At 70.1% G+C, this 19,624-nt stretch carries 19 protein-coding genes; 7 read left to right on the top strand and 12 right to left on the bottom strand.

Translation table 11 applies throughout. The annotated features are described in order from the left end of the window. The 3 genes from D7V88_RS24045 to rimP all read right to left on the bottom strand — a co-directional run. Positions 1 to 294 (bottom strand): YlxR family protein (locus D7V88_RS24045; protein WP_147448841.1); only part of this gene is annotated, 294 nt, incomplete at its 3' end. A 19-nt stretch (positions 295 to 313) separates the two neighbouring features. Further along, positions 314 to 2,014 carry a transcription termination factor NusA gene (gene nusA / locus D7V88_RS24040; RefSeq protein WP_120536173.1) on the bottom strand — a complete coding sequence of 567 codons (1,701 nt, stop codon included), beginning with the start codon at positions 2,012 to 2,014 and terminating at the stop codon, positions 314 to 316. A gap of 65 nt (positions 2,015 to 2,079) precedes the next feature. Further along, positions 2,080 to 2,565, bottom strand: a complete 486-nt coding sequence (rimP, locus tag D7V88_RS24035; RefSeq protein WP_120542983.1) for a ribosome maturation factor RimP — start codon at positions 2,563 to 2,565, stop codon at positions 2,080 to 2,082. 208 nt (positions 2,566 to 2,773) lie between these two features. Here rimP and D7V88_RS24030 point away from each other — a divergent pair, with 208 nt between their 5' ends. From D7V88_RS24030 to D7V88_RS24005, 6 genes are all read left to right on the top strand, one after another. Then, entirely contained in the window at positions 2,774 to 3,577 is an 804-nt protein-coding gene (locus tag D7V88_RS24030; RefSeq protein ID WP_120542982.1) for a carbon-nitrogen hydrolase family protein, read from the top strand. Between the two features lie 88 nt (positions 3,578 to 3,665). Next, positions 3,666 to 4,097, top strand: a complete 432-nt coding sequence (locus D7V88_RS24025) for a FecR domain-containing protein (RefSeq protein ID WP_244238351.1) — start codon at positions 3,666 to 3,668, stop codon at positions 4,095 to 4,097. Continuing rightward, the gene (locus tag D7V88_RS24020) at positions 4,094 to 4,942 is read left to right on the top strand and encodes a peptidoglycan-binding protein LysM (RefSeq protein WP_120542981.1); all 849 of its coding nucleotides are present in this window, start codon (positions 4,094 to 4,096) and stop codon (positions 4,940 to 4,942) included. The genes D7V88_RS24025 and D7V88_RS24020 overlap by 4 nt, the downstream gene beginning before the upstream one ends. Positions 4,943 to 4,965: 23 nt before the next feature. Continuing rightward, the gene (locus D7V88_RS24015; protein ID WP_120542980.1) at positions 4,966 to 6,678 is read left to right on the top strand and encodes an HD domain-containing phosphohydrolase; all 1,713 of its coding nucleotides are present in this window, start codon (positions 4,966 to 4,968) and stop codon (positions 6,676 to 6,678) included. Between the two features lie 107 nt (positions 6,679 to 6,785). After that, complete coding sequence (locus D7V88_RS24010; RefSeq protein WP_120536178.1) at positions 6,786 to 7,127, top strand: DUF971 domain-containing protein; 342 nt, start codon at positions 6,786 to 6,788, stop codon at positions 7,125 to 7,127. 25 nt (positions 7,128 to 7,152) lie between these two features. Then, positions 7,153 to 9,219 (top strand): protein kinase domain-containing protein, encoded by a 2,067-nt coding sequence (locus D7V88_RS24005; RefSeq protein ID WP_120542979.1) that lies wholly within the window; start codon positions 7,153 to 7,155, stop codon positions 9,217 to 9,219. Positions 9,220 to 9,250: 31 nt separating this feature from the next. Here the strand turns inward: D7V88_RS24005 and D7V88_RS24000 are convergent, their stop codons facing one another. The 5 genes from D7V88_RS24000 to D7V88_RS23980 form a co-directional block, all read right to left on the bottom strand. Further along, positions 9,251 to 9,802, bottom strand: a complete 552-nt coding sequence (locus tag D7V88_RS24000; protein WP_120542978.1) for a ClpXP protease specificity-enhancing factor SspB — start codon at positions 9,800 to 9,802, stop codon at positions 9,251 to 9,253. Between the two features lie 37 nt (positions 9,803 to 9,839). Next, positions 9,840 to 10,322, bottom strand: coding sequence for an SsrA-binding protein SmpB (gene smpB, locus D7V88_RS23995; RefSeq protein ID WP_120542977.1), 483 nt, complete (start codon positions 10,320 to 10,322; stop codon positions 9,840 to 9,842). Positions 10,323 to 10,339: 17 nt separating this feature from the next. Further along, entirely contained in the window at positions 10,340 to 11,194 is an 855-nt protein-coding gene (panC, locus tag D7V88_RS23990) for a pantoate--beta-alanine ligase (RefSeq protein ID WP_120542976.1), read from the bottom strand. Between the two features lie 2 nt (positions 11,195 to 11,196). After that, positions 11,197 to 12,105, bottom strand: a complete 909-nt coding sequence (gene panB / locus D7V88_RS23985) for a 3-methyl-2-oxobutanoate hydroxymethyltransferase (protein WP_120542975.1) — start codon at positions 12,103 to 12,105, stop codon at positions 11,197 to 11,199. 167 nt (positions 12,106 to 12,272) lie between these two features. After that, entirely contained in the window at positions 12,273 to 12,917 is a 645-nt protein-coding gene (locus tag D7V88_RS23980; protein ID WP_120542974.1) for a deoxynucleoside kinase, read from the bottom strand. A 183-nt stretch (positions 12,918 to 13,100) separates the two neighbouring features. On the opposite strand from D7V88_RS23980, the gene D7V88_RS23975 reads away from it, so the two are divergent. Beyond that, entirely contained in the window at positions 13,101 to 13,391 is a 291-nt protein-coding gene (locus tag D7V88_RS23975) for a hypothetical protein (RefSeq protein ID WP_120542973.1), read from the top strand. Between the two features lie 4 nt (positions 13,392 to 13,395). Here D7V88_RS23975 and rsmA read toward each other — a convergent pair whose 3' ends face one another. The 4 genes from rsmA to D7V88_RS23955 form a co-directional block, all read right to left on the bottom strand. Further along, positions 13,396 to 14,286, bottom strand: a complete 891-nt coding sequence (rsmA, locus tag D7V88_RS23970) for a 16S rRNA (adenine(1518)-N(6)/adenine(1519)-N(6))-dimethyltransferase RsmA (RefSeq protein ID WP_120542972.1) — start codon at positions 14,284 to 14,286, stop codon at positions 13,396 to 13,398. Between the two features lie 17 nt (positions 14,287 to 14,303). Next, entirely contained in the window at positions 14,304 to 15,302 is a 999-nt protein-coding gene (gene tsaD / locus D7V88_RS23965) for a tRNA (adenosine(37)-N6)-threonylcarbamoyltransferase complex transferase subunit TsaD (protein WP_120542971.1), read from the bottom strand. A 39-nt stretch (positions 15,303 to 15,341) separates the two neighbouring features. Beyond that, entirely contained in the window at positions 15,342 to 18,182 is a 2,841-nt protein-coding gene (locus D7V88_RS23960; RefSeq protein ID WP_120542970.1) for a response regulator, read from the bottom strand. 143 nt (positions 18,183 to 18,325) lie between these two features. Further along, a partial coding sequence (locus D7V88_RS23955) for a J domain-containing protein (RefSeq protein ID WP_147448840.1) occupies positions 18,326 to 19,624 on the bottom strand: 1,299 nt, incomplete at its 5' end.

Here is a 19,624-nt window from a genome sequence, read left to right as displayed (position 1 = left end):
CTCCCAAGCCTGTCCGAGCTGCAACGGGTCAACCTGCCCCGCCTTGCCTCGGAAGGCCCTGCCCAGCGCCTTACGCTTGAGCGCTGCCGTCAAACAACCGGCACCGCACAGGTACGCCCCCCGCCCTGGCAGCCTCCGCCGCCTGTCCGCCACCACGCCGCCCTGGGGACCTACCACGAACCGGGTGAGTTCCGCCTGTGCCTTGCGCGAACCGCACCCGACGCAGGTCCGGACGGGACCTGACGTCGTGATTTCAATCGGATGTATCCCAGGCCGTTTCGTTGCGCGGCGCATCTCCCCGTCCCCCGTGAGCTTACGGTGCCTTGGCCGCTTCCGCGCCCTCCGAGCCGCCGGCCGATGCCAGCAGGCTCCTCTCCGCGTTCAGTTCGGCGCGGAGCTTGGCCTCTTCCACAAGGTAGTTCTCGGCCGCGCTCTTGAGCTGGCGGGCCTTCTTGATGCCCACCCCTGGCACGTCGCCCAGGCGGGTGAGGTCCTTCTCGTTCGCGATGTCCTCCACCGTGCGGTAGCCGGCGAGGATGAGCTGCTCGATGGTCTTCTCGCCGACGCCGCGCACGCGCGCCATGCGCTCCGGCTGGGACAGCTCGTCCGGGTGGCGACGGGCCTCGGCCAGCCGGGCCTGCTCGCGCTCGTGGTCCATGCGCGACAGTTCCTGCTGGTCCTCGACCATGCGCTTGCGCGCCTCCTCCTGCATGGAGGGGATGCGGGCGGGGTCGATGCCGGGGATCTGCGCCAGCATCTCCGCGTTCGCGTCCGCCACGTCCCGCGCCTGCCGGAAGCCGTGCGCGTAGAGCGTCTCCACCAGCATCTCGTTGACGCCCGGCAGCGCGCCCAGCGAGCGGCTCGCGAACTCGCGCATCTCACGCACGCGGCTCTCGCTGTTGATGTCCAGCTTCCAGCCGGTGAGCTGGGCGGCCAGGCGCACGTTCTGCCCGCGCCGACCGATGGCGAGCGAGAGCTGGTCGTCCGGGACGATGAGCTCCATGGCGTGGTTGGCCTCGTCGATGATGACGCGGCTGACCTCCGCCGGGGCCAGGGCCGAGCACACGAAGCGGGCCGGGTCCTCGTCGTAGGGGACGATGTCGATCTTCTCCCCGCGAAGCTCCTGCACCACCGCCTGCACGCGGCTGCCCTTCATGCCGACGCACGCGCCCACCGGGTCCACGTCCGAGTCACGGCTGGACACGGCGATCTTCGCGCGGCCACCGGGCTCGCGGGCCGCCGCCTCGATGACGACGATGCCTTCGGCGATCTCCGGCACCTCCATCTCGAAGAGCTTGGTGAGCAGGTTGACGGACGCGCGCGACAGGACGATCTGCGGGCCCTTGGACTCGCGAAGCACGTCCAGCACGTAGGCCTGGACACGGTCGCCCGGGCGGTAGGTCTCACGCGGGACCTGCTCGCGCACGGGCAGCACGGCTTCCGCGCGGCCCAGGTCCACCACGATGTTGCCGCGCTCGAACCGGCGGGCGATGCCCGTCACGATCTCGTTCTTGCGGTCGCGGTACTCGTTGAAGACGTTCTCGCGCTCGGCGTCCCGCGTGCGCTGGAGGATGACCTGCTTGGCCGTCTGGGCCGCGATGCGGCCGAAGCCGCGGCGGAAGGTCTTCAGCCGGAGGATGTCCCCGTACTGGTCGTCCTGGGCCTTGGCCTCCGCGGCGTCCTCGTCACGGTAGAAGATCTGGAAGACGAGCTCGTCGTCCGCTTCGACCTCCATGCCCTTCTTGTGGGCCTCTTCCATGGCGATCTGGTTGACCGCCTGGATGGGGTCGACGATCTGCTCGACGACGGTGATGGCCTGGAACAGCTCCACCACGCCCTTGTCCGGGTCGTACTTGGCTTCGAGGTTGCGCTCCTGGCCAAAGTGCTTCTTGGCCGCGGTCTTCATCGCGTCCTCGAGGGTCGCGATGAGCACAGCCCGCTCGATGCCCTTGTCCTTGGCGACCTGGTCCAGAACGAGGTTGAGATTGACGGCCGGGTTGGCTGGGGTTGCCATGACGTTCTCCTAAAATGGGTCCACGGGCGGCCCTGGCGCGATCAGGGTCCCCTGTATGTCGACAACTAGAACTCGAACTCCAGATTGGCCTTGGCGATGTCCTTGAAGGGGATGCGGAAGTTGCCGCCCCCTTCCACGTCCACGGAAATGGCGTCGGCCGCCACGTCGGTGAGCGTTCCGGCGAAGTTCTTTCGCGGAGGATCGCCCAACGGACCGAAGGTCTTCACCTTGACCTTCTGCCCCTTCACCCGCTCGAAGTGCGCCGGCTTCTTCAACGGCCGGTCCACTCCGGGGCTGGAAACCTCCAGGTTGTATTCCTGGGGGATGAAGTCCTCCACGTCGAGCACCAGTTCCACGGCGCGCGACGCCTGGGAGCACTCTTCCAGACCCACCCGGCCACCTGGCTTGTCGATGAACAACCGCAATACCCAGCCCTCACGCTCGCGGACGTACTCCAGGTCCACCAGCTCCAGGCCTTCGTTCGCCACGATGGGGTCGAGCAGCGTCGCCGCCTTCTCCTCCACCGTCTGTTTGATGTTCTTCGACTCCATACCGGGATGCAGGTCTCCAAAAACGCGAAAAGCGGGCACGGCGGCCCACTTTTCGATGTCGTGCGTCGAAAAATGTCGGGGCGTCCGTAACACACGCCCCCTCGGGGTGTAAAGGAAGGACACACCCCGAGCTTCCTGATCAACGCGGCCCTGGATTGAAGGATTCCCAGGGGTTCGCGAGCCCCCTGGCGGCGTTATAACAGCCGCCATGCACCTCATCGCCGCCGCCCAGATGGTGTCCACCGCGGACAAGGGCCACAACCTGGATGTGGCTGCCCGCCTCGTGCGTCAGGCCGCTGGCCTGGGAGCCCGCCTGGTGGGCCTGCCCGAGAACTTCTCCTGGATGGGCCCGGAGCCCGAACGCGCCAGTGCCGCCGAAGCCCTGGATGGCCCCACGCTCAGCCGGATGGCGGAGCTGGCCCGGGAGACGAAGCTCACCCTGCTCGCTGGCTCCATCCTGGAGGAGGGCGCGCCCGGCGGCCGGCTCTACAACACCAGCGTCCTGTTCGGACCGGACGGCGCGCGGCTCGCGGTGTACCGGAAGATGCACCTGTTCGACGTGGATGTGGGGGATGGTGCCACCTATCAGGAGTCCGCGGCGGTGGCGCCGGGGACGCAGGTGGTGGCGGCGGACACGGAGGTGGGACGGCTGGGGCTGAGCGTCTGCTACGACCTGCGCTTCCCGGAGCTGTACCGCCGGCTGTCGAAGGACGGGGCGACCCTGCTGGCGGTGCCGGCGGCCTTCACGATGATGACGGGCAAGGACCACTGGGAGGTGCTGTTGCGCGCCCGGGCGATCGAGAACCAGGCGTACGTGCTGGCCCCGGCCCAGGGCGGGCGGCACTCCGCCCAGCGGCTGACGTACGGGCACGCGATGGTGGTGGACCCGTGGGGGCTCGTCACGGCGCGGGCCTCCGAGGGCGAGGGGCTGGCGGTGGCGCCGGTGGACCCGGAGCTGCAAGCGCGCATCCGGCGCAATCTTCCATGCCTGGCGCACCGGCGGCTGGACTAGGCGGGAACGTCCAGCGCCTCCTCTTTCCGGGGACGCTTTGCGGTTAGACTCCCGTCCCACGGTGGTGAACGGAAGACGCTGGCCTCCCCTGTTGCTCGTGGTCGCACTCGCGGCCCTCCCTCCCGGCTGCACGGCCGATGAGAAGCCGCGTGGGCCCACGGAAGCGCCCCTTCCGCCCCCGGTGCCGCGCGCGCACCTGAGGGATTTGACGGGGGATGTGCAGATCAAACGCGCGATCGCCGACGAATGGAGCGCCGCCCGGAACGAGCTGCCCCTGTACGAGAACGACAAGGTGCGCACCGAGTCCGGGGCCAGTGCCCAGGTGGTGTTCGCCAACGGCAGCACGGTGCACCTGGGGGGCGATTCCCTGGTGGGAATCGCGGAGAGCAAGCTGCGCACGGATGTCACCGTCCTTCGGGGACGGGTGGATGCCACGCTGGAGAAGCCGGCCACGCAGTCCTTGTCCGTCACCACGCCATCCGCCACGGTTCGGGCTGGCAGGAAGATCGAGTTCCAATGAAGGCCGCCCTCTGGCTCAGCGCATGGATGGGGCTGTCCGCGGTGCCGTCGGCCCCGGCGGTGGTGGGACGCGAACCTGCGGAGCCCCCCGCCCTTCGCGGCAGCGGGGGTTCGGGGACCGCGACGAAGGCACCGGGCGCGGAGCCGCAGACGGCGCTCAAGGCGCTGGAGATGTCACGCGCGGCGGTGAAGGCCGCCCCGGAGGATGCGCGTCGCCGCGAGGCGGAAGGCCGGTTGAAGGACGCCGAGGCGCACTTCCAGCAGGCGCGCTACGCGGACGCGCTGCACAAGGCGGACGAGGCCTGGGCGCTGCTCAACCCGCCCCAGCCGTCCCTCTTCACGGTGGAGGTGGGCAAGGATGGTGGCACCACCACCGTCACCCACCGCCAGGGACCGCCCGTCACGGTGGAGGCCCAGCACGCCACCCGCATCCTCGCGAGGGGCGAGTCCGTGCGCGTGCAGCAGGGCACCGTCCTGCCGGAGCCGCCCTCCGCGCCCCAGCCGGTGCAGCCCACGGACAAGTACCGCTTCACGCTGAAGCCGTCGGCCGGGGGGCTGCTGGGGCCGGTGACGCTGTCGTGGGCCGCGGTGGAGGGCGCCACGCGGTACGAGGTGGAGGTCATCGCGGAGACGGTGGAGGCGGGCCCCCTGCCCCTGCCCGTGCGCGAGGTGCTGGATGCCCGGAAATGGGCGTTGCCGGCGCTGCCAGCGGGCCGTTACCGCTGGACGGTGACAGCGGTGAGCCCGGGACAGGGCCGGTCCGTCCCTTCCCCGGCACGGCGTTTCGAGCTGGCCGCGGATGCGCTCGAACTCAACATCAAGGTGAAGGACGGCTGGCAGAAGTAGCCAGTCGGTGAGGAGCGACCGCCGTGCGTCTTTTCAAAGCCATCCTCCTGCTGATGCTCGTGGTCAGCATCATCCCCACGGTGATGGTGGGCTGGTTGTCGGTGTCGCATACGCGCGAGCTGCTCATCCGCGATGCGCAGGAGCTGGCGCAGGAGCGCGTGAAGCAACTGCGGCTCAAGGCCGAGCGCTTCCTGGAGGACCCCACGGAGATGGTGGTGGGGCTGTCCAGCGTGCCGGGCGGCTTCTTCACCCTGCCGCGCGACACGCAGCGCTCGCACATCGCCGCGGTGCTCAACCAGCGCCAGGAGGTGCTGGCGCTCACCGTGTTCGGCGCGGACAAGCAGCGGCAGCCGGGCCTGCAGGCCTTCGCGGTGCATGACATGGCCCCCAGCGCGGTGGCCGAACACGAGGAGCGCGCCCGGGCCCTGCTCGACGCGGGGCTCACCGGGGTGCGCTATTCGGACGTGGTGGCGTCCCCGGGCGGCGGCGGGCCGGTGGTGACGCTGGCCTTCCCCGTGGGCGACCCGGTGCAGGGCTACATGGCGGCGGACCTGACGCTCGCGGGCCTGCGGCAGATGCTGGCGCAGGAGCGCGTGGGCAGCACGGGGTTCGCGTACCTGGCGGACCGGCACGGACGGCTCATCACTGGCGGCGGAGACCTGGGCGCGGTGGGCGAGGACGTGTCGAAGCGGACGCCGCTGGCGCATCTGATCAAGCAGCGTGATGGCTCGCCCGACACGGAGCTGTTCCACGTGGGCAACTTCGGCGAGGGACGCGACGCGGTGGTGGCGGCGTACTCCGTGTTGCCGGAAGCGGGCTGGGCCATCGTGTCCGAGCAGCCGGTGGAGCACGCGTACCGGCAGGTGGAAACGATGGAGCGGCGCATCCTGGCGGGCCTGGGCGGTGCCATCCTGGTCGCGCTGGTGCTGGCGGCCATCTTCTCCCGCAACCTGACGCAGCCCTTGAAGACCTTCATGGCGACGTCGATGGAACTGGCGCGCGGCAAGTTCGGCGTGGAGGTGAACCTGCGCCAGAAGAACGAGCTGGGGGAGCTGGCCCAGACGTTCAACTACATGAGCAAGCAACTGCTCGCGTACGACATGGAGACGCGCGGCCTCTACGAGAGCCTGGAGAAGGGCTACCTGGAGACCATCGTCGCGCTGGCCAACTCCATCGACTCCAAGGACGCGTACACGCGCGGCCACAGCCAGCGGGTGGGCGACGTGGCGGTGGAGATCGGCAAGGAGATGAAGCTCACCGAGCGCGAGCTTCGTCAGCTCCAGTATGGAGGCATCCTCCACGACATCGGGAAGATTGGCATCGTGGAGAGCATCCTCACCAAGCAGTCCCGGCTGACGGATCAGGAGATGGCCACGATGCGCGAGCACCCCGCCATCGGCGACGCCATCATCGGGCCGGTGACGTTCCTGGGCCCGGTGCGCGCGTGCGTGCGCCACCACCACGAGCGCTGGGACGGCACGGGCTACCCGGACAAGCTCAAGGGTGAGTCCATCCCGCTGCTGGCGCGCATCGTGGCGTGCGCGGACACCTTCGATGCGTGCACCTCCACGCGCCCGTACCAGAAGGCCATGCCGCTGGAGAAGGCGATGGAGATCCTGGACAACCTGAGCGGCGCGCAGTTGGACCCCAAGGTGGTGCTGGCCCTGCGCGCGGTGCTCGCCCAGCGGGGCGTGCGGGTGGAAGGCCACCGGCAGCCGGTCAAGCTGGCGTCCTGAGCGCTTCCCGCCCACACCCGTCTCGCATGGCGCGCGGCGGGCCCCCCACCCCGCCGGAAGGATGGTAGGGAGGGAGCTTCCTGCCCAAGACTCTGGAAGGTGGATCAGTGAGCAACTTCTGGGACCGCATCAAGCCCGCGGCCAAGCCCATCAGCGCGACGGACGCCAAGCTGTCCGCCGACGGTGAGGCCCTGACGCTGACGTGGGATGACGGCGTGACGACGACCGCCACCGCGCAGGTGCTGCGCCAGCAGTGCCCGTGCGCTGCGTGCGTGGACGAATGGACGGCGAAGCGCACGTTGGATCCCGCGCAGGTGCCCGCGAACCTGCGCGTGTTGCAGATGCAACCGGTGGGCAACTACGCGCTCGCGTTCGTCTTCAGCGACCAGCACAACACCGGCATCTACCCGTGGAAGCACCTGCGCGACATCACCCAGTCGCAGGGCTGAAGCCTTCAGCCTCCTGGAGCACTTCGTGACTTCGCGCTATCGGCTGCTGCAACCGCTGGCCACGGGAGGCATGGCGGAGCTGTTCCTGGGGGTGGCGAAGGGCGCGGAGGGCTTCGAGCGCACCGTGGCCATCAAGCGCGTGCTGCCGCACCTGGCGCGCGAGCCGGGCATCGCGAGCATGTTCGTCGCGGAGGCGCGGCTGTCCATGCTGTTGCAGCACCAGAACATCGTCACCGTGCACGACGTGGGCGAGGGCTCCGAGGGGCTCTTCCTGGTGATGGAGCTGGTGGATGGATGGGACCTGGGCGCCATCCTCCGGGCGGTGAACCGGCAGGGCCTGCGCATCCCGCCGCACCTGGCCGTGTTCATCGCGAGCCAGGCCCAGGCGGGGCTCCAGCACGCGTACCGGCGCCAGCACGACGGACAGCCGGTGATGACCGCGCACCGGGATGTTTCCCCGTCCAACCTGCTGGTGTCCCGTGAAGGCGAGGTGAAGGTCACCGACTTCGGCATCGCGCGGCTGGAGGGCATCTCGCGCACGGAGCCCGGGGCCTTCAAGGGCAAGGTGCCCTATGCCGCGCCGGAGGTGTTGCAGGGGGAGCCCGCCACGGCGCTGAGCGACCAGTTCTCACTGGGGATCATCCTGTCGGAGCTGCTCGCCGGGCAGCACCCATTCGGTCCGGCCGCGGAGCCGGTGGCAGTGGCGTACTCCATCCTCAACCGGGCGCCCGCGTCGTTGCCGGACGTGCCGGCATCGCTGGCCACGCTGGTGCTGCGCATGCTGTCGCGTGATCCGACGAGCCGTTTTCCGGAACCGGAGGATGTGTCCGAGGCGCTCGCGCGGTGGCTGGCGCAGACAGGCGAGCCCGCGTCGTCGCACGCCCTGGCCACGTTCCTGCGCGGGGTGCGGCTGCCTCCATCCGTGGGAGAACTGGCCCGGGCCGCGGCCCATGAGGGCGCGCAGGCACCGTCCGTGTCGTTCGTGACGTCCACCCCGGCGCCTCGCCAGGGTGCGGAGGCCTCTCCCGGGCCGCTCGCGGCGCCCGTCGGGCATCGCGAGGGCGTGGCTCCGAAGGGTGGCTCGGGGACGGCGGCTTTCGGCTCGGGCGGAGCGCCGTGGAAGGCAGCGGGGCCGGCGTCCGTGCCCGTGAGCGGAGAAGAAGAGGAGCCCTGGAGCCCGAGCCCCGGCGGCGTGGCGCTGTCCGCTTCGGGCGAGGTGGTCCATGCCTGCGCGCTGTGCGGTTCGGCCCTGGCTTCGTCCGATTCTCCATGTGAGGCGTGCACGCAGGGGCCCGCTTCATCGCCCTGGAGTTCCGCCACCGAGACTCCGACCTCCGTGGGCATTCCTTCCGCGCATGGACGTTCAGCAGCGTCGCGGGCGTCACCTCCCAATGTCTCGGCTTCGTCTGGCGGAGACGCTTCGGGTCATGGCGTGCCTGGAGGCGGCTCGCAGGGCCGGATGACACCGGGTGCAGTGGCTTCCGCTGGACGCCCTTCCCTCGGCGTCACCTCCGGCGGTGCGCCCCGGGGCTCACCTTCAGGTGGTGGAGCCTCCGCGTCGGGCGCTTCCTCCAGCCCCCGCGTGGACAACGCAGCGCCGTCCTTTGCCGCGCAGTCGCTCGCGGACATCGACGAGGCGGCTCCCAGGAATCGCCCCAGCATCCAGCAGGCGGGCTCGGGGGACCTGGAACTGGAGGAGCGCGCTCCCCGGCCGGAAGGCACGTCGTGGGAGCTGGAGCCCCCCGTCTCCGCCCTTCCCCGCAGGCGTGGACGGTGGGGACTCGCGGTGGCGTTGTTCACCGTCGCCACGGTGCTCGCGGGGGGCGTGGTGTTCCTGTGGCCGCGCTATGAGGCCCAGGTGATGAACGCCCTGCGCGGCGGCCAGACGCCTGCCCTCACCATCCGCAGCGAGCCTTCCGGAGCGCGCGTGACGGTGGACGGCGTGGACATGGGCGTGACGCCGCTGGTGATGGACAACGCCTACCCGGCGCGCTCCATCCCCGTGCAGCTCAAGCTCCGGGGACACCGCACGTGGACGGGCTCGTTCATGGGCGGCATGAAGGCGGACGTGGACGCGCAGCTCTTGCGCTGACGTCCGCCGTTCCGCCCTTCCGGGGCCGGCCCTACTTCACCAGCCGCAGGTGACCGCCGCGACGCGGGGGCTGCGGCTCCTCGGGCGGGCTGCCCTCGGGCGGAGGTGCGGCCGCGACTTCAGGACGCAGCTCCGGCTCGTCGGAGTGGTCGCTCTGCACCTCCCGAAGGAAGGTGCGGGGCCGCTCCGCGGCGACGGGCATGGGCACCGGCGCGGGCTGCGGCGGACGCGCGACGGAGGCGGACGCCACGGGCGGCTGCTGAAGCAGCTCCGGCGGCATCTCCTCCGGGTACATCCAGAACTCCTTCGTCACGTGGCTGGCGATGGCGAACAGCGCCGACCAGGGCACCGCCACCGTGAAGCGCGAACCGGAGAAGCTCAACGTGGAGCGCACGCCCCACTCGCCCACCGTGAGGTCGGGCGGCTCGAAGCGGTAGGAGAGGTTGAGGCGCAGGTGCGCTTCGCCTCGGAGGCTGGCGGGGACGAGCACGCCGGGGCGGCGCGCGTCCAGGTGGATCATCACCATCCCCTGATCCAGCGCGGCCAAGAGCCGCTCCTTCTTGTCGGAAACCTTCTTGTCCATTCCAGCCTGTCCGGCGGGGGAAATTCGGGCGCGCCCATCAACGACGGCGCACTTCCCGGTCCATCTCCCGCTTCGTCTCCCGTTCCTTGATGTCGTGACGGCGATCTTCGTGCGTCTTGCCGCGGCACAGTGCCAGTTCCACCTTGGCCCGTCCCTTCCTGAAGTACAGCACGAGCGGGATGATGGAGTAACCGCGCTCGCGAACCTTCGCCGTCCAGCGGTCGATTTCCGTCCGGTGCATCAGCAGCTTCCGGCCCCGGGTGGGGAGGTGGTCGAACACGCTCGCCGCCTTGTAGGAGCCGATGTGTGCATTGAGCAGGAACAGCTCCGTGCCCTTCTGCAGCGCATAGGCGTCCGACAGGTTGGCGATTCCATCCCGCAAAGACTTCACCTCGCTCCCGGTGAGCGACAGTCCCGCTTCGATCGTGTCGTCCACCGTGTAGTCGAAGCGCGCACGCCGGTTCTCGGCAATGACCTTCACCCCCGGCTCCGCACCCACACCCTTCGACTTTCCGGCCATAACGTGTCCCGAGTCTCCTAACCGCCCAGGGGCATGTTGTCGATGAGCCGTGTGGCGCCACAGAAGGCCGCCACCAGCACGCGCGCCGTCTGGCCCGGCGCCACCGTCCCGAGGGGCGAGAGCGTTTCCGCGTCCCGCACCTCCACATAGTCCTCGCGCAGGTCCGCCGCCTTCAGCTCGCGGCGCACAGCGTCCACCAGCGCGCCCGTGTCCCGCGTACCCGAGGCCAGCAGGGCCTGGGCCGCCCGCTGGCCCTTCGACAGGGCGAGCGCCCGCTGGCGCTCGTCGGCGGACAGGTAGGCATTGCGGCTGCTCATCGCCAGCCCGTCCGCTTCGCGCACCGTGGGCATGCCCACGATGTCCGCCCCCAGGTGCAGGTCGCGGTTGAGCGCCCGGATGACCTGGAGCTGCTGGTAGTCCTTCTCACCGAACAGGGCCACCGCGGGCCGGAACAGCGACAAGAGCTGCGTGACGATGGTGGCGACGCCCCGGAAGTGTCCGGGACGCCGCTCGCCGCACAGCCCCTGGCTGACGTCGGTGACGTCCACGTAGGTCTGGTAGCCGGGCGGATACATGGCGGCGGGCTCGGGCGCGAACACGGCCTCCACGCCCGCGCTCGCGCAGCGGCCCAGGTCTCCCTCGAAGTCGCGCGGGTAGCGCGCGAGGTCCTCGCGGGGACCGAACTGCGTGGGGTTCACGAAGATGGAAGCGGCCACCACGTCCGCGCGCCGGCCGCCCTCCCTCATGAGCGAGACGTGGCCCTCATGGAGGAAGCCCATGGTGGGCACGAGCGCCAGGCGACGGCCCTCCTTCTGGAGGGTGGCCACCCAGGCCTTCACTTCCGGCACGGTGCGCAGGACGCGAGGGGCCATGGCTAGACCGGAGCCCCGTAGATGGCGCCGACCTTCTCCGCGCCCTCGACGGGCGCATCCACTTCCGGGCCCACGGGCGTCGCGGCCACGAGGCGGACGTTCTTGTTCGCCTTGAAGCTGTGGTCCTCGTCGGGGAACGTGCCCGCGCGGACCTCCGAGAAGAACGTGCCCGCCGCTTCCGTGATGTTGCCGTGCAGGTTGGCGAAGCGCTTGACGAACTTCGGCTTGAAGTCCGGGTTCATGCCCAGCAGGTCGTAGCAGACCAGCACCTGTCCATCGCAGTGCTTGCCCGCGCCGATGCCGATGGTCGGAATCTTCAGGCTCTGCGTGATGGTGCGCGCCAGCTCCAGCGGCACGCCCTCCAGCACCAGCGCGTACGCCCCGGCCTCCTCCAGCGCCAGCGCGTCGTCCAGCATGCGGCGCGCGGCATCTTCATCCCGGCCCTGCACCACGTAGCCGCCCATCTTGTGCACCGACTGCGGCGTCAGCCCCAGGTGGCCCATGACGGGGATGCTGGCGCGAACGATGGCGCGCACGGTGTCGGCGAACTCCGCGCCGCCCTCCAGCTTCACGCTGCCCACGTTGCCTTCGGCCACGAGCCTGCCGGCGTTGCGCACCGCATCCTGCGGCGACACCTGGTAGCTCATGAAGGGCAGATCGCCCACGACGTGCGCCCGTTTCGCGCCCCGGCTCACCGCCGCCGAGTGGTAGACCATCTGGTCCATCGTCACCGGGAGCGTGGAGTCCTGCCCCTGGATGACCATGCCCAACGAGTCACCGACCAGGAGGACGTCCGCCCCACCCTCGTCGAGGATGCGCGCGAACGTCGCGTCGTAGGCGGTGACCATGCAGATCTTCTGACCGGACTGCTTCAGGCGCTTCAGCGTATGGATGGTGACCTTGTCCTTCACGGTTCACCTCCTGTGGAGACGGGTGGGACAGCCTCGTGGAACGTCAGGCCCCTCGCCGTCCCCAGGGGGATCGCCGGAGGCCAGGGTTCCACGAAGGTGCACTCTAACGCCCCCCGAGGCTTCGTGGGGGATCACCGCGATACGAACAGCCAGGCAGGCGGGCGGCGTCAGGGCCGCCGGGACGCCTTCGGCACGTAGTGCTGCACGCCGGGCTTCGCGGACTGGATGGCGTTCATCAACTCCTCGCGGTCGGCTTCGTTGTGCACGAAGTCGATCTCCGAGGTGTTCACGATGAGCAGCGGCGTGTCCGTGTAGTGGGAGAAGAAGTCGTTGTAGGCGTGCGTCAGCGACTCCAGGTAGCCCGCGTCGAACTTGCGCTCGAACTCACGGCCGCGCTTCTTGATGCGGTGCAGGAGCACATCCAACTGCGCCTGGAGGTAGATGACCAGGTCGGGCCGGGTGACGCGGGGCCCGAGCGCCTCGAAGACGCGGTCGTAGAGGGCCAGCTCGTCCGACGCCAGCGTGAGGTTGGCGAAGATACGGTCCTTGGCGAACAGGTAGTCGCTGACCGTGACGGAGCGGAACAGGTCCTGCTGGAAGAGCTCCTGCTGCTGACGGAAGCGCGACAGCAGGAAGAACACCTGCGTCTGGAACGCGAACTTCTGACGGTCCGCGTAGAAGCTGGAGAGGAAGGGGTTCTCCTCCACCACTTCCAGGATGCGACGGCTGCCCAGGCGCTCCGTGAGGAGGTTGGCGAGGCTCGTCTTGCCCACGCCGATGGGCCCTTCGACGACGATGTAGCGGTGGTCCATCGGCCCGAGGCCTCCGCCCCCGGTGACAACGCATGCGACGCATGCGCGCGGGGGGCGGATAACACAACCATGCCCCCGTGCATCCGGCAATTTTCGCCGGCCCATCCCGGCCTTGCACTGCCCCCGGGCCATCCCCTACGGTGCCCGCCAACACGCACGAGAACCACGGGAGTGTTCGGCCAGATGCGCGGCAGGCAGCGGGTGAAGACGGCGGTGGTGGAACTGGAGGCGCACGAGGAAGCCGCGCCCGCACAGCGCCCGGCCACGGCCCCGCCCGCACCTCCCGTGGACGTGGATCCACTCTACGGCGTGGCCCTCTTGAAGACGGCCTTCGAACTGAAGCGCCGCCCGGAGGGCTCCGTGGACGAAGTGCTGAGCGCGGTGCTCGCGCGCCTGCGCATCGACGAGGGCGAGTTCCGCGCCTTCCTCGCCCAGCAGGGTGGGCTCCTGGCCGCGCTGGGCCAGAAGCACTGAATCCCTAATCCGCGTCCGGTCCGGAGTCCGTGTCGGATTCGGGTGCGTCCGGAGGCGGTGGCGCCATCGCGGTGACGGGCCCGAGCGCGCGCTCGATGGCGGCGAACTCCGCGGGCGACAGCGTCTCCGCGCGGCGGCCCGGATCGATGCCCGCCGTCTGGAGCGCGGCCAGCATCACATCTGGCGTCGCGAGCCCCTTGTCGGACTTGAGCGAGTTGATCAGCGTCTTGCGGCGCTGCGCGAAGCCGGCCTTCACCAGCCGCGTGAAGCGCGCCTCGTCCACCAGCGGCGCGCGGGGCTTGGACAGCCGCGTGAGGCGCAGCACGGCGGAGTCCACCTTCGGGGGCGGATGGAAGCGCCACGCCTCCAGCGTGAGCACCTGCTCGATGTCGAAGTGCAGGCCGAGCAGCACCGTGAGCAGGCCGTAGTCGCGGTTGCCGGGCTCGGCGGCCAGGCGCACCACGACCTCCTTCTGGAGGGTGAAGACGGCGCGCGACAGGTGGGCGCGCTGCGCGAGCACCTGGAAGAGGATGGGGCTGGTGAGGTGGTACGGCAGGTTGCCCACCAGGGCGACTTCGGGCGCGCCGGCCACCTGGGCGAAGTCCACCGTGGCGGCGTTGCCGGACACCACGCGCACGCCGGGGATGGCCTCCTTCTCCAGCACGGCCACCATGTCACGGTCGCGCTCCACGGCCGTCACCTGCGCGCCCGTGGCGGCGAGGAAGCGCGTGAGGTGGCCCAGGCCCGGCCCCAGCTCCACCACGGGCTCACCGGGGCGCAGCTCCAGCGCGTCCGCGATGGACTGGAGCGCGTCCGCGTCTCCGAGGAAGTTCTGGCCCCAGCTGTGCTTGGCGCGCAGGCCGTGGCGCTTGAGGATTTCGCGCGGCGATTCCACTTGGGGGATTCCCTTCCCTACTCCATGCGCCAGGCGGGGTCGGCCGCGAGGCGGAAATCACCGCGCAGACCGCGGCGCCACGCTTCATACCCCGCGACGGCGATCATCGCCCCATTGTCCGTGCACAGCCGCACCGGGGGCAGGAACATGCGCAGCCCCCGCTCCTCCGCGCGCTGCTTGCACAGGGCCCTCAGCCGCGAATTGGCCGCCACGCCGCCGCACAGCACAAGCTGCGTGTGACCCAGCCGCTTCGCCGCGGCGACGAGCTTCTTCGACAGCACGTCCGCCACCGCCTCCTGGAACGACGCGCAGAGGTCGTGGAGCGCCTGGCCCTCCGGCACGCCGTGCTTCTGCACGTGGTGCAGCACCGCCGTCTTCAGGCCGGAGAAGGACACGTCGAAGTTGTCGCCCGGCAGCGCGCGCGGGAAGCGGATGGCTTCCGGATTGCCCTTCTGCGCCAGCTCGTCGATGGGCTGCCCGCCCGGATACGGCAGGCCGAGGATGCGCGCCGTCTTGTCGTAGGCCTCGCCCGCGGCGTCATCGCGCGTGCGGCCGATGAGCCGGTAGTTCCCGTAGTCGCGCACCTCGTAGAGGCTCGTGTGGCCGCCGGACACCACCAGCCCGAGGAACGGCGGCGACGGCGCGTCCTCCAGCAGGCGAATGGCGAGCAGGTGCCCTTCCAGGTGGTTGGCGCCAACGAAGGGCTTTCCGGTGGCGAGGCTCAGGCCCTTGGCCACCTGGAGCCCCACGAGCAGCGCGCCGATGAGGCCGGGACCGGACGTGACAGCCAGCAGGTCGATGTCGTCCAGCGTCTTGCCCGCGCGGGTGAGGGCCTCGTGGAGCACGGGCATCACCTGGACGATGTGGTTGCGGCTGGCCAGCTCCGGCACCACGCCGCCCCAGCGACGGTGGATGTCCACCTGCGTGGAGACGACGTCCGACAGCACGCGCCGGCCGTCCTCCACGACGGCGGCGGCGGTTTCATCGCACGAGGTTTCGAGTCCGAGGACGAGCACGACGACTCCAGGAGGACGGGAAGGCGGAAGGACGGTCGCCTAGGTACCCATCCCCTTGAGCAGGACGCGCACCTCTTCCGCCGAACTTCCCGTCGGTTCCAGGTACAGATACTTCTTATAGGCCTCGGCCGCTCGGGGTTCCTGTCCGGAGAGCTGCAGCGAGCTGCCCAGCCAGAACCAGGCCCTCGCGTTCTTGGGCTCCTCGCGGACCACGTCCTGGAGCAGCTTGGCCGCTTCGCGGAAGCCCGCCTCGCTCGCGTTGCTGTTGTTGGCGAGCGAGATGCCCAGGCCGGCCTTGGCCTCCGTCGAGTTCGCGTCGAGCGCGAGCGCCTTGCGGTAGGCCCCCACCGCCGACTTCCAGCGCTTGCTGCTCATCGCCGTGCGGCCTTCCTTGATCAGGTCGGCGTAGGTGGCGACCTTCGCCGGAGCGGCGTCGGGAGGCGCGGTGGGCGCCACCGCGACGCCCGCATCGGGGACCGCCGCGGGCTCGGGCGTGGCCGTCTTCACGGGCGCGCCCGCGTCCGGGATGGCCGCGACAGCCACCGTCTGGGGAGGAGGCGTGCCCGCATCCGGGACGGCCGCGACAGCCACCGTCTGGGGAGGAGGCGTGCCCGCATCGACGGGGGCTTCCACGGTCTTCACGGGCGGCGGCGTGACGACGTCGGGAGGCTTCGGGGTTTCCGGAGGCTTGCGCGCCTCCACCGGCTGCGAGGGCTGCTTCGGCTCGGGCACCGGGGGCGTTTCCGTGCCCGAACCCCGGGAGATCACCACCGCGGCCACCGCCGCCAGGAGGACCAGGCCTCCCGCGACATAGAGCCCCGTGCGCTTGGGCTTCAGCGCGGCCTGTAGCGCCGCGTCGTCCTCGTCGAGCGCCGGCTTCTTCGGCGTCGGCGTCGGCGTCGGAGTCGCGGGTGTGGCGACCGGGGCCGTCACCGCGGGCGTGACCGGCGCGGGCGTGGCGGCGGGAGCCTGGGGAGCGGGCTCCGTGAAGGACGCCTCCGACACCGGCAGCTCCTCCACCATCGCGGGCTCCACCGGAGCACTGGCGGAGGCGGGCTTCTCGAAGGGCGTCGTCGCGGGGAACTCGACGTTGAGGCTCGCCGGGCCCACCTGGGGCGGGACGATGCCGTGCCCCGGATACGGCGGCAGCGCGAGCTGCTGGGGCGGGGCCGCTTCGGAGGCCTCGTCCATCGGCTCCAGGTCCTGGGGGGACATATCCCCGTGCGAGGACTCATGGCCGCTGACCAGCGTGACCTCGTCCGAGGGCGGGGCCGGCGTCGGCGGAGGCACGTGAGCCAACGGGCTGGGCGCGATGGCCGCCCCGCCGAAGATGGGCGCCTTCGTGAGCGGCGGAGCCTCCACGGCGTTCTGCACCGGCGCCGCGGCGACGGCGGGCCCCTGCGGCGACATGGGCGCGCGGGGCGCGGGCGACCAGACGGAGCCGGGCCCCCAGGTGCTGGAAGCGCTCAGGCCCTCCGTGTCCACCCGGCCCCAGTCGAGCAGCAGGCTGCGCCGCGCGTGATCCACCGCGCGGTGCGCCGGGGGCGGCTCCACGAGGAAGGAGGAGCCCTCCTGCGACAGCGGCGGGGCGACGGGCTCCGCGGCCTCTTGTCCGAACGCGGGGGGCTGGCCTTCACCAGGACGGGAACGCGGCGGGAAGAGGATCACCTGCGCGGGCTGCACCGGGGCCGGCGTGGTGGACGCCACCTCCGCGACGGGGGTGATCTCCTCCACGGGCACGGGTTCCGGCTCGGGCGCCACGTCCTCCACGGGCGCGGCCTCCGCCACGGGAGCGGGCTCCGGCTCCGGGGCCACGTCCTCCACGGGCGCGGGGGCGGCCTCCACGGGCGCGGGCGCGAGTTCCACCGGGATGGGCGGGGCGGCGTTCAGCCACTGCTCGATGCCGGGCTTGCTGCTCTGCACGGGCTCCAGCGGCGCGTTGCCCAGCTCGCGGATCAGCCCCTCGAAGTACAGCTTGCTGATGATGCCCAGCGCGGCCAGGTCCTCGAAGTCCGAGTCCTCCACCACGCGCGACAGCGCACGCTTGCCGTCGAACAGGCGCAGCAGGCCGTTCACCTCGTCGGGGATCTCCGACAGGCGGTCCGCCAGTTGGTGGTAGTCGATCTCGAAGACCGTCTCCAGCGGCGGAAGCTGCTCGAGCATCCGGCCCCACTCGTCGAGCCGGCGCATGCCCTCCATGAGCAGGCCCTGCGTGGAGACCTCGATGCGTTCGGGCCGGTCCAACGTGGTGAACTGCACGTCGAACTGGCCTTCGAACGTGTTGAGCAGGCGGTAGAAGGCGTTCTCGCCCTTGAGCCGGCCCAGCTCCGCGTCCACGACGCGGCCTTCCTTGAAGTAGACGGTGCCGGTTCTCTCGCCCTGGATGGCGATGACGCCCGTCTTGCGGCCGATTTCGAAGGTCTGGACCAGGTCCACGACGCCCATGTCGGCGAGGCTGCCCGCGAAGCCGCCCTTGGTCGTCTCGCGCTTCTCGATGCGTTCCTTCTCGGCCTTCTGAAGGATCATCTTCACGCGGGCGACGATCTCTTTGATGTAGATCGGCTTCGTCAGGTAGTCGTCGCTGCCCAGCTCAAGGCCGCGCACCTTGAACTCGACCGACTTCTGGTTCGTCAGGAAGACGAACGGGATGGACTTGAAGCGCTCGTCGGACTTGAGCGTCTTGCAGAGCTCGAAGCCGTCCATCTCCGGCATCTTCGTGTCGGCCAGCACGAGATCCGGAGGGCTGATCTGGACCTTCTCCAGCGCATCCTTGCCGTGGATCGCCGTGGTGACGGAGAAGCCCGCCTTCTTCAGGCTGACCTCCATCACACGCAGGCTCTTCGCGTCACCATCGACCAGGAGCAGGTGCTGCTTGGCCACGTTGCATGCCTTTCAAAACGGGAGGGGCAGCGGATCCAGCGGATGCGCCCCGTGGGGGCAAGCATCGGGCCCGCTTTCCAGGTGTGTCAATGGGCGGGACTGTCCGGAAAACCGTCCGGTTCCCTCCCTGGAGGACAGGCAGGTCAGCGGAAGAGGCCCTTCTTGGGGGGGTTCTTCTTGCGCATGTCGATGAGCCGCAGCTCCTGGTTCGCTTCCAGGTGCTTGGGGTTGGCGCGCACCGCCTCGCGGAAGTGGCGCTCGGCGCGGTCCATGTCGTTCTCCACCCGGGCGATGACGCCCAGTTGGTAGTGGGCGCGATCACAGTTCGGGTCCGCGCGCACCGCATCCGCCATCCACTGTTTGGCGCGGGCCATGTCGGCCTTGCGGCTGGGGTCCATGTAGATGGCCCACGCGCGGGCGGCCAGGTACAGGGGCTTGGGGTCCAGCGTGTGCGCGCGCTCGTAGTGCTCGTTGGCGGCGACGAAGTCGCGCTTGCGGAAGTAGACCTCCGCCATCTTGAAGAGGTCCTCCGCGTTCGCCGAGCCCCGGGCGGCGGGGCGGCCCGGGGTCGCCTGCTGCGACGGAGGCTTGGGCGCGGCCTGGGCGCCCTGCAGCGACTGCAGGTAGCTGTTGCGGCGCGTGTCGTCGTGGAGGACCTCGTAGGCCTCGCGGATGGACTCGAAGACGGAGGTGATCTTCTGCGCCAGGTGGGGCAGCGACGGGGGCAGCCGGTCCGGGTGGTAGATCTTCGCGAGGCTCAGGAAGGCGGCCTTCACGGTGTCCCGCGAGGCATCCTGGGGCACGCCGAGCACGAGGAAGTGGTCGCGCTTGGCCTGGATGTCCGCGAAACGCTGTTCGATCTGCTGCGCGAGCCGGCCCTCGTCGGGCTTGGGGGGTTCCGGGGGCGCGACGGGCGCCGCGGCGGCGGAAGGGTCGGCGCCAGTGGCCTGGGAGGGAGCAGCGGCGGGCGGGAGCGGGCGTCCTCCGAGCGCACCCATGTTCTCCATGGCGCGGCGCAGGAGGCGCTGGCGCCGGAGCTTGGAGGCTTCGTCGGGATTGGAGGGGTCTTCGGCCGCCACGTCGTCCTCGTCAAAATCCCAGTCGTCCAGGTCGCCGGACAGCTCGGATTCATCAGTCTGGCCAGAACCCCCTCCGTTGTCACCGGGGAAGGCGGCGAACCGGGGGGAAGGGAGGGGTTCGAAGGTTGCTTCGGGTTCGAACGTCGTCTCGACGATGGCTTCGACGAGGAATTCATTCGCTTCGCCCGCCGCCGGCCCGACGTCCGAGCGGATGAGCGCTTCCAGGTGGGCATCCACCTGCTGGAGGGCAGCTTCGAAGGAGGCGGTGAGGTTCTGGGCGGGGTCGTTGGATTCGTCGAAGGAGACGATGCGCCACAGGTCATCCTCGCTGGCGCGCACGGGCCCCAGGCGCAGCGGCGGGGT

It is taken from the genome of Corallococcus terminator (genome assembly GCF_003611635.1).
Lineage (GTDB): Bacteria > Myxococcota > Myxococcia > Myxococcales > Myxococcaceae > Corallococcus > Corallococcus terminator.
The sequence above is the reverse complement of the archived record's forward strand: the minus strand, read 5'-3'. Positions and strand labels throughout refer to the sequence as shown.

Excerpts from the sequence above, each read along its gene's own strand:
- smpB (WP_120542977.1), bottom strand. The coding sequence starts at position 10,322 with ATGGCCGGAAAGTCGAAGGGTGTGGGTGCGGAGCCGGGGGTGAAGGTC.
- D7V88_RS23980 (WP_120542974.1), bottom strand. The coding sequence starts at position 12,917 with ATGGACCACCGCTACATCGTCGTCGAAGGGCCCATCGGCGTGGGCAAG.
- D7V88_RS23975 (WP_120542973.1), top strand. The coding sequence starts at position 13,101 with ATGCGCGGCAGGCAGCGGGTGAAGACGGCGGTGGTGGAACTGGAGGCG.
- rimP (WP_120542983.1), bottom strand. The coding sequence starts at position 2,565 with ATGGAGTCGAAGAACATCAAACAGACGGTGGAGGAGAAGGCGGCGACG.
- panC (WP_120542976.1), bottom strand. The coding sequence starts at position 11,194 with ATGGCCCCTCGCGTCCTGCGCACCGTGCCGGAAGTGAAGGCCTGGGTG.
- nusA (WP_120536173.1), bottom strand. The coding sequence starts at position 2,014 with ATGGCAACCCCAGCCAACCCGGCCGTCAATCTCAACCTCGTTCTGGAC.
- D7V88_RS24020 (WP_120542981.1), top strand. The coding sequence starts at position 4,094 with ATGAAGGCCGCCCTCTGGCTCAGCGCATGGATGGGGCTGTCCGCGGTG.
- D7V88_RS24000 (WP_120542978.1), bottom strand. The coding sequence starts at position 9,802 with ATGGACAAGAAGGTTTCCGACAAGAAGGAGCGGCTCTTGGCCGCGCTG.
- D7V88_RS24030 (WP_120542982.1), top strand. The coding sequence starts at position 2,774 with ATGCACCTCATCGCCGCCGCCCAGATGGTGTCCACCGCGGACAAGGGC.